Annotated in this window: 7 protein-coding genes and 2 pseudogenes; all 9 read left to right on the forward strand. The window is 54.9% G+C overall.

The features are described from left to right. The first annotated feature begins 9 nt into the window (after positions 1-9). On the forward strand, positions 10-984 hold the full coding sequence (locus CPT76_RS24130) for a polyprenyl synthetase family protein (RefSeq protein WP_105444685.1): 975 nt from the start codon (positions 10-12) through the stop codon (positions 982-984). Between the two features lie 89 nt (positions 985-1,073). After that, positions 1,074-1,517, forward strand: coding sequence for a nucleoside-diphosphate kinase (gene ndk, locus CPT76_RS24135; RefSeq protein WP_076170097.1), 444 nt, complete (start codon positions 1,074-1,076; stop codon positions 1,515-1,517). Beyond that, complete coding sequence (locus tag CPT76_RS24140) at positions 1,508-2,347, forward strand: CheR family methyltransferase (RefSeq protein ID WP_280117506.1); 840 nt, start codon at positions 1,508-1,510, stop codon at positions 2,345-2,347. Before ndk ends, CPT76_RS24140 begins: the two co-directional genes overlap by 10 nt. Before the next feature lie 81 nt (positions 2,348-2,428). Then, positions 2,429-2,593 carry a hypothetical protein gene (locus tag CPT76_RS37745; protein WP_163879324.1) on the forward strand — a complete coding sequence of 55 codons (165 nt, stop codon included), beginning with the start codon at positions 2,429-2,431 and terminating at the stop codon, positions 2,591-2,593. Positions 2,594-2,941: 348 nt separating this feature from the next. Then, a pseudogene (gene aroC / locus CPT76_RS24145) lies at positions 2,942-4,108 on the forward strand (chorismate synthase). 2 nt (positions 4,109-4,110) lie between these two features. Then, positions 4,111-5,217, forward strand: coding sequence for a 3-dehydroquinate synthase (aroB, locus tag CPT76_RS24150; protein ID WP_105444749.1), 1,107 nt, complete (start codon positions 4,111-4,113; stop codon positions 5,215-5,217). Beyond that, complete coding sequence (gene aroH / locus CPT76_RS24155) at positions 5,210-5,584, forward strand: chorismate mutase (RefSeq protein WP_105444686.1); 375 nt, start codon at positions 5,210-5,212, stop codon at positions 5,582-5,584. Before aroB ends, aroH begins: the two co-directional genes overlap by 8 nt. Positions 5,585-5,904: 320 nt before the next feature. Next, positions 5,905-7,483: pseudogene (gene trpE / locus CPT76_RS24160) on the forward strand (anthranilate synthase component I). A 25-nt stretch (positions 7,484-7,508) separates the two neighbouring features. Then, the coding region (trpD, locus tag CPT76_RS40375; RefSeq protein WP_258168756.1) for an anthranilate phosphoribosyltransferase at positions 7,509-8,049 on the forward strand (541 nt) is incomplete at its 3' end.

An 8,049-nucleotide genomic window follows, 5' to 3' on the forward strand; every position in this document is an offset into this window, starting at 1 on the left:
GGTGAAGGAATGAAGAGATTAGACATATTCGGCTTACTGAAAAAAGATATGAATCAAATCGAACAAGAGCTCTTTCGCAGCATTGAGGGCGATCACGAGCTGCTGAACGAGACGTCCATGCACCTGCTGAAGGCAGGCGGCAAGCGGCTGCGTCCGGTGTTTGTGCTGATGGGCGGCAAGTTCGGCAGCTATGACCTGGACAAGCTGAAGCATGTGGCCGTTCCTCTGGAGCTGATCCACATGGCTTCCTTGGTGCACGACGACGTCATTGACGACGCCGAGACGCGCCGCGGTCAATTAACCGTCAAGTCCAAGTGGGATAATAAAATCGCGATGTACACGGGGGACTATATATACGCCCGGGCGCTGCTGCTGGCCACCAAGCTGGAGAACCCGAAGATTCATCAAATCCTCTCCAAAGCGATGGTCGAGATGTCCATCGGAGAAATGGAGCAAATCCGGGACTTCTTCAATACGGAACAGAGCATCCGTCGTTACCTTCTCCGTATCCGGCGCAAAACCGCCCTTCTAATCGCGATCAGCTGCCAGCTGGGAGCGGTAGCGGCAGACGCGGAGCCGAAGGTAGGCAACCTGCTCTACCGCTACGGCTATAACGTAGGGATGGCATTCCAGATTCAGGACGATCTCCTGGATCTGTGCGGAACGGAGAAACAAATCGGCAAACCGCCTGGAAGCGATATCCGGCAGGGCAACATTACGCTGCCTGTGCTGTATGCCCTGGAGGACGAGGCGATTCGGGAACCGCTGCTGAAGGAGATCGCCGTCATCCGGGAACAGAACGGGGAATGCGACGTTTCCGCAGCGGTTTCGCTCATCAAATCCAGCACGGGAATTGCCCGGGCGGAGGAGCTGGCTACCCGCTATATCAACAAGGCGCTGGACGCGCTCGACCGGCTTCCGAACCAGCGGACGAAGAAAAATTTGCGCGATATCGCCCATTTTGTGACCAAACGTTCGTATTGATACTTCCGCTGATCCGACTTTCTGTTTACAATACAAATCATATCTATGTACAACATTCGCAATGACTTGAGGAAATGGAGAGTGAGTTTATGCAGCGAACTTTTTTAATGATCAAGCCTGATGGAGTGCAGCGTGGTTTAATCGGTAAAATTATAGGCAGATTGGAAGACAAAGGTTTCAAAATGGTGGCCGGCAAGCTGGTGCAGGTGTCGGACGAGCAGGCCAAGCGTCATTACGCGGAGCATGAGGGCAAGGACTTTTATGACAATCTGGTAAAGTTCATTACGTCCGGCCCTGTGTTCGCCATGGTATGGGAAGGGGATAACATTATTCAATTGTCCCGCATTCTGATGGGCAAAACAGAAGTCACGGAGGCTCTGCCGGGCACCATCCGCGGGGACTACGCTTCCCATACGCCCCATAATCTGATTCACGGCTCGGATTCACCGGAGAGCAGCGCACGCGAAATCGCCAATTTCTTCGAAGCGCATGAACTGGTGGATTACGACCGCAGCATTACGCCGTGGATGTAAAGCCAGTTTTATATAATAGCGGCGCGTCGGAAGAGCCAGGGACGCCCGACCCGGATTACATAGGGTTTATCCAGAATATTAAGCGAAGCACGGGAATCGACCTTTCGGACTATAAGGAAGCCCAAATGAAGCGGCGTCTGACGACGCTCAGGGTAAAGAACGGATACAGCAGTTTTGCGGAATTTTTCGAGGCGCTGCAAAAGGATAAGCGCTTGTTTCATGAGTTTCTGGACCGGATGACGATCAACGTCTCGGAATTTTGGCGCAACCCGAACCGCTGGGAAGTGCTGCGCGATGTGATCCTTCCGGAATTGACCGCAGGTGCGCGGTCCAAGCTTAAGGTGTGGAGCGCCGCATGTTCCACGGGAGAGGAGCCCTATACGCTGGCCATGATTTTGGACGGCAAAGGGCTGCTGCAGACGAGTACGCTGGTCGCCACCGATATCGATGAGGGCGCGCTGGCCAAAGCGAAACAAGGCTTGTACCTCGAGCGTTCGCTGAAGGACGTGCCGAAGGAAGTTGCGGCCCGGTATTTTTCCCAGGAAGGTCCGATGTACAAGTTCAGCGAAGGGCTCAAGGCAAACGTCCAATTCCGTAAGCAGAATCTGCTGACCGACACGTTTGAGCAGAATCACGATCTGATCGTCTGCCGGAATGTGATGATTTATTTTACTGAAGAAGCCAAAGCCAAGCTTTACCATAAATTTGCCGCTGCCCTGCGTCCCGGGGGATATCTTTTTGTGGGAAGCACTGAGCAAATTTTTACGCCCGGCCAATACGGGCTCGAGCCGACCGAAACCTTTTTTTACCGGAAAAAGGCCGACGCTTAAGGTGTCAAGGTATATTCAAACCCTCTCTTTGCGATACTACGATTATATTACGGCATCAGACAAAGCGGAGGTTTGCACATCATGGACAAACGAAAGGTAATTACCGCGTATCAGCGCGGATTTATTACCATTCAGGAATGCGGACAGATTCTGGGCATTGAGAGCGTCCAGCTGAGCCGCCTGGTACAGGATTCCCTGGAAGGTCAGAAGAATACGCAGCGAAGCAGTCAGCCGGTCAGCCGGTAGGCAGGCGGAAGCTGGCGCTAATAAGCACCGTACTTTCATTAGGAAAGGCGGTGCTTTTTTGTGCTTGGTTACGGGGCTATTCTTTCGGGTGTCCCCATGCAAAGGACTGAAGTTGCAAACGAACCGAACAGCTGGCCTTGATCGTGGGATTTCAATATAACGGGCTAATATGAACCAAGCTTCTCCTTGATCCATCTTCAATACAACCGAAGTGTTTTCCCTGGCTTTAGTACATTGCATATAGCTATAGGGGTTTCTTGTCAAAGCGTGGCACCTATACTATAATGGCAAAAGATATCTGCGGATTTTAGCCAGTTAATGTTTAACAGTTTAAAGGGGGAAAGCACCATGAGTATACGCTACTTAACGGCGGGGGAGACGCACGGACCTCAACTCACGGCCATTATCGAAGGATTACCGAGCCAGTTGAAACTGGACTTTGAAGCCATCAATTTTCAGCTTGCACGCAGACAGAAGGGGCATGGACGCGGGCGCCGCATGCAAATCGAGAAGGATACGGCGAATATTGTCGGCGGTGTCCGGCACGGTTATACGACGGGAGCTCCGGTTGCCCTTGTGGTTGAGAACAAGGACTGGGCGAGCTGGAGCAGCATCATGAACGTGGAGCCGATCGAAGGGTCGGATGAAGAGAAACGCCGCGTTCACCGTCCCCGCCCGGGACATGCCGACCTGAATGGCGGCCTGAAATATAACCATAAAGACCTGCGGAACGTGCTGGAGCGCTCCAGCGCGCGAGAGACGGCGGCACGCGTTGCCTGCGGGGCGATCGCCCGCCAGTTTCTCGAAGCTTCGGCAGTCAAATTGCCGGCCAGGTGATTCGGATCGGCGAAATTGAAGCGCCGGCCAACAACCTGAGCGTCGACGAACTGATCGAACGCACCGAGGCTTCCTCGGTTCGGTGGTAGATCCTGAGACGGAAGCGAAGATGGAAGCCTACATCGATGAAATCAAGAAGAAGGCGATTCCATCGGGGGGATCGTGGAGTGCGTCGTTGAGGGCGTACCGGTCGGTCTCGGGAGTTATGTGCAGTACGACCGCAAGCTGGACGGAAGGATCGCTCAGGCGGTCATGTCGATCAACGCGTTCAAAGGCGTCGAGATCGGCATCGGGTTTGAGGCCGGCGTGCTGCGCGGATCCCAGGTCCACGACGAGATCCTGTACGAGGAAGGCAAGGGATATACCCGGGCCAGCAACCGCCTGGGCGGTTTTGAGGGCGGCATGACCAACGGCATGCCAGTTGTCGTCCGGGGCGTGATGAAGCCGATCCCAACGCTGTACAAACCGCTGCAGACCGTGGATATTGATACAAAAGAGCCGTATACCGCTCAGGTAGAGCGTTCGGACGCCTGCGCCGTTCCGGCGGCGAGCGTGGTGATGGAGCATGTGGTCGCATGGGAAATCGCCAAGGCGTTCCTGGAGAAGTTCGGCGGCGATTCCATGGACGAAATCAAAGCCAACTTTGAAAATTACCTTGCCCAAGTGGAGAGGTACTGATGATGAGAACCGTACAAGTGGAGCTTGGCGACCGTTCGTATCCGATCTATATTGGCCCGGGCCTTCTTCCCGAAACGGGAAGTTATCTGGAGAAGCATGGGCTGACCAAGAAAAGCACGCATCTGATCGTCACGGATGAGCAGGTTGCGGCCCGCCATCTGGACACCCTCAAGCAAAGTCTGGAAAGCCGGGGATATACAGCGGTCGTCTCGATCGTCAAGTCGGGGGAAACGTCCAAGTCCCTCGCGGTGTATGAAGAAGTGATGACGACGGCCATCCAGGGAGGTCTGGACCGCAGCTCGGCTGTTCTGGCGCTCGGCGGCGGCGTGGTTGGAGACCTTGCCGGCTTCGTGGCTGCTACATATATGCGCGGCGTCAAATTCGTGCAGATTCCGACCACGATTCTGGCGCATGACAGCAGCGTCGGCGGGAAGGTAGCCGTCAACCATCGGCTCGCAAAAAACATGATCGGCGCCTTTCACCAGCCCGAGCTGGTGCTATACGACATGGATACGCTGCAGACGCTGCCGGCGCGCGAAGTATCCGCCGGTCTTGCCGAGATGGTCAAGCACGGCCTGATCCGGGATGCGGAGTTTGCCGGATGGTGCCGCGACCACGCGTCTGAGCTGCTGTCCCTGGACCGGGAGGCGCTGGCGTACGGATTGGAACGCGGCTGCTCCATCAAGGCCGATGTCGTGTCGGCCGATGAACGCGAGGGCGGCCTGCGCGCCATTTTGAATCTGGGCCATACGATTGGCCATGCGATTGAAGCGGTTGGCGGCTATGGGGAATTTTTGCACGGTGAGGCGATTTCCATCGGGATGGCGGGCTCGGCATTGCTGGCTGTCAAACTGGGACGCGATGCCTCCATCTATCCGGAAACGGTGTCCATGCTGAAGGCACTGAAGCTTCCGGTCGTACTGCCGGAGCACTTGTCCACGGATGAACTGATCGCGGCGATGAAGCATGACAAGAAATTTACGGAAGGTACTATGGTGTTTATCGTCCCGGATCGGATCGGGGAGGTCAGCATTGTGAAAGACATTCCGGAGGCTCTGGTCCGCGAAGTGATCGAAGAGCTGAGAAGAAAGGAGCCTGAGCATGTATAACCGGGGAATACGGGGAGCAACGACAGTAACCCGCAACGACGAACAGGAAATTCTGGATGAAACCCTTCGTTTGATGAAGGAAATTGCCGACCGCAACGAGATCAATCCGGATGACATTTGCAGCATCTGGATTACGCTGACCCAAGATTTGGATGCAGCGTTTCCGGCTAAAGCGATCCGCCAGCTGGAAGGCTGGGAGCTTGTGCCGCTGATGTGTTCGATGGAGGTTCCTGTCAAGGGAAGCCTGCCGCGCTGCATCCGTCTTATGGTGACGGTCAATACCGAGAAGGGCCAGGCAGAGATCAACCACGTGTACCAGAATGAAGCGAAGAAGCTGCGCCCGGATTTGGCCGCACCCAAAGCCTGATTTGAAAAACATGGTTGCCATAACAGGGAATGTTCCTGTATAGTGTAGGTAGTTGAGATGAGTAGAGTTTAGATGAGATGAGTTAAGTATAGAAGAGCAGAGTCCATAGGGTTGCATGTTATATTTCGTCAACATGTCCGTGCTGTGGCAGTCAAGGTGTTTCCTTGTATTAGGGGACGCATGAATGCTGATGCGGTTCATGCTGTCGGACTCTTTCATATACTTATTGAAATCCAAACCTCTACTTCGGTAGTAGGTTTTTTTGTTGCTTTCGCGTCTGCTGCTCAACAAAGTCCTGATCAATCGAAGGAGGGTACACGATGTTGAATCCTAATAAAGAGCAGGTCATCGCCCTGGCCGGACAGTACAATCTGATCCCGGTCGTCAAACGGCTGCTGGCCGATATGGAAACGCCAATCCGTATATTTCAGCGCTATGCCCAGCGGGAATGCGCATTTCTGCTTGAAAGTGTAGAGGGAGGAAGCCAGTGGGCCCGTTATTCGTTTATCGGGACGGACCCGTTCATGATGATCTCCGGCAAGAAGGGGGAAATCGTGCTGGAGCAGGGCGGACAGAAGCAGCTCATGAAAGGGAAGCCGGTTGAGGAGCTCAAGGCGCTGCTTCGCTCGTATCGAAGCCCGAAACTCGATGATCTTCCTCCGTTCACGGGAGGAGCGATCGGCTTCTTCGGATACGATCTGCTGCAGTATTACGAGAAGCTTCCCGCACATCAGGTCGACGATCTGGGGATGGATGACATCCGCTTCATGTTCTGCGACACGGTCATCGTGTTCGATCATGTGAAGCAGCAAATTTTGCTGGTCGGCAACGTGCATGTAAAGGAAGGGGACAACGACGAAGCGATCCGTAAAACGTATGACGAGGTGGACCGCAGGCTGGAGGAGATCGCGGGGCAGCTGCAAGAGCAGGGTCCACGAGAGAATGTCAACGGCCGCAGCATTCCGGTGGATATTGACCTCGGCGAAATCAAGTCGAACATGACCAAGGAGCAGTATATGGCGAACGTTCGCCAAGCGCAGGAGTATATTCGCGCAGGAGACATTTTTCAGGTGGTGCTGTCCCAGCGCTTTCATATCGAGACGGAAGTGTCCCCGCTGCATGTTTACGGAAGTGTCCCCGCTGCATGTTTACCGGGTGCTGAGAACACTGAATCCTTCGCCTTATATGTATTATTTGAAAATGCATGAAGAAATCATTGTAGGCACCTCACCCGAGGCGCTGGTCAAGGTCGACGGCAACAAGGTCGGCACCCGGCCGATCGCAGGCACGCGGCCGCGTGGGGCCGATGAGGCCGAAGACAGCCGTCTTGCCGCCGAGCTGCTCGCCGACGAGAAGGAGCGCGCCGAGCATTTGATGCTCGTGGATTTGGGCCGCAACGATCTTGGCAGGGTGTCGGCGTTCGGCACCGTGAAATGCGACAGCTTTATGGAAATTGAGAAGTATTCGCACGTGATGCACATGGTTTCGAATGTGTCGGGGACGCTGCGGGACGACAAAGATTTCTTCGATGCCTTTCTGTCCTGCCTGCCGGCGGGAACGGTGTCCGGAGCACCGAAGCTGAGAGCGATGGAGATCATCGCTGAGATGGAGCGTGAGGCGCGCGGCGCTTATGCCGGTGCCATCGGGTATCTGGGATTTAACGCCAACATGGACTCCTGTATTACGATCCGGACGATCATATTCCGCAAGGGCAAGGCTTACGTGCAGGCGGGAGCAGGCATCGTGTGGGACTCTGTTCCGGAGAAAGAGTATGAGGAGACGGTGAACAAAGCCAAAGCGCTTCTAAAATCGATCCGGACGGCGGAAGCGATGTTCCCGCCGGTCAAACTGGAGCGGGAAGTGACCAATCAGGATTATTTCTTTGAATATACACCTTAATGGACCGGAAAGGAGAGGAAAGAGCATGAGCGCAAGCGAATTGATACATGCGAGTTTGTCACAATTGATCGGAGGCGCGGATCTTTCAAGGGAGGAAGCCCGCGGACTGATGCAGTGCATCATGGAAGGAGCGGCGACATCTTCCCAGATCGGGGCGCTGCTGACGGCGCTGCGGATCAAGGGGGAGACCGTGGAGGAAATCACGGGGTTTGCCGAAGCGATGAGAAGCGTCGCGAGCCATGTAGCGACCGATAACGCAAGGCTGCTGGATACCTGCGGAACGGGCGGATCGGGGATCCACAAATTCAACATTTCCACTGTCTCGGCGATTATTTCTTCTTCCGTTTCGGTCCGGGTGGCAAAACACGGCAACCGCTCGGCCTCCGGCCGCGCGGGCAGCGCTGATGTGCTGGAGGCACTCGGCGTTAACATTCACTTGAGCAGTGAACAGGCTAAACAGTGCCTCGAGGAAATCGGCATCTGCTTCCTGTTCGCCCAAATCTACCATCCGTCCATGAAGCATGCAGCCGCTCCGCGCAAGGAGCTCGGCGTGCGGACGGTATTTA

The sequence above is a fragment of the Paenibacillus sp. AR247 genome, assembly GCF_002968895.1.
GTDB classification, from domain to species: Bacteria; Bacillota; Bacilli; order Paenibacillales; family Paenibacillaceae; genus Paenibacillus_AQ; species Paenibacillus_AQ favisporus.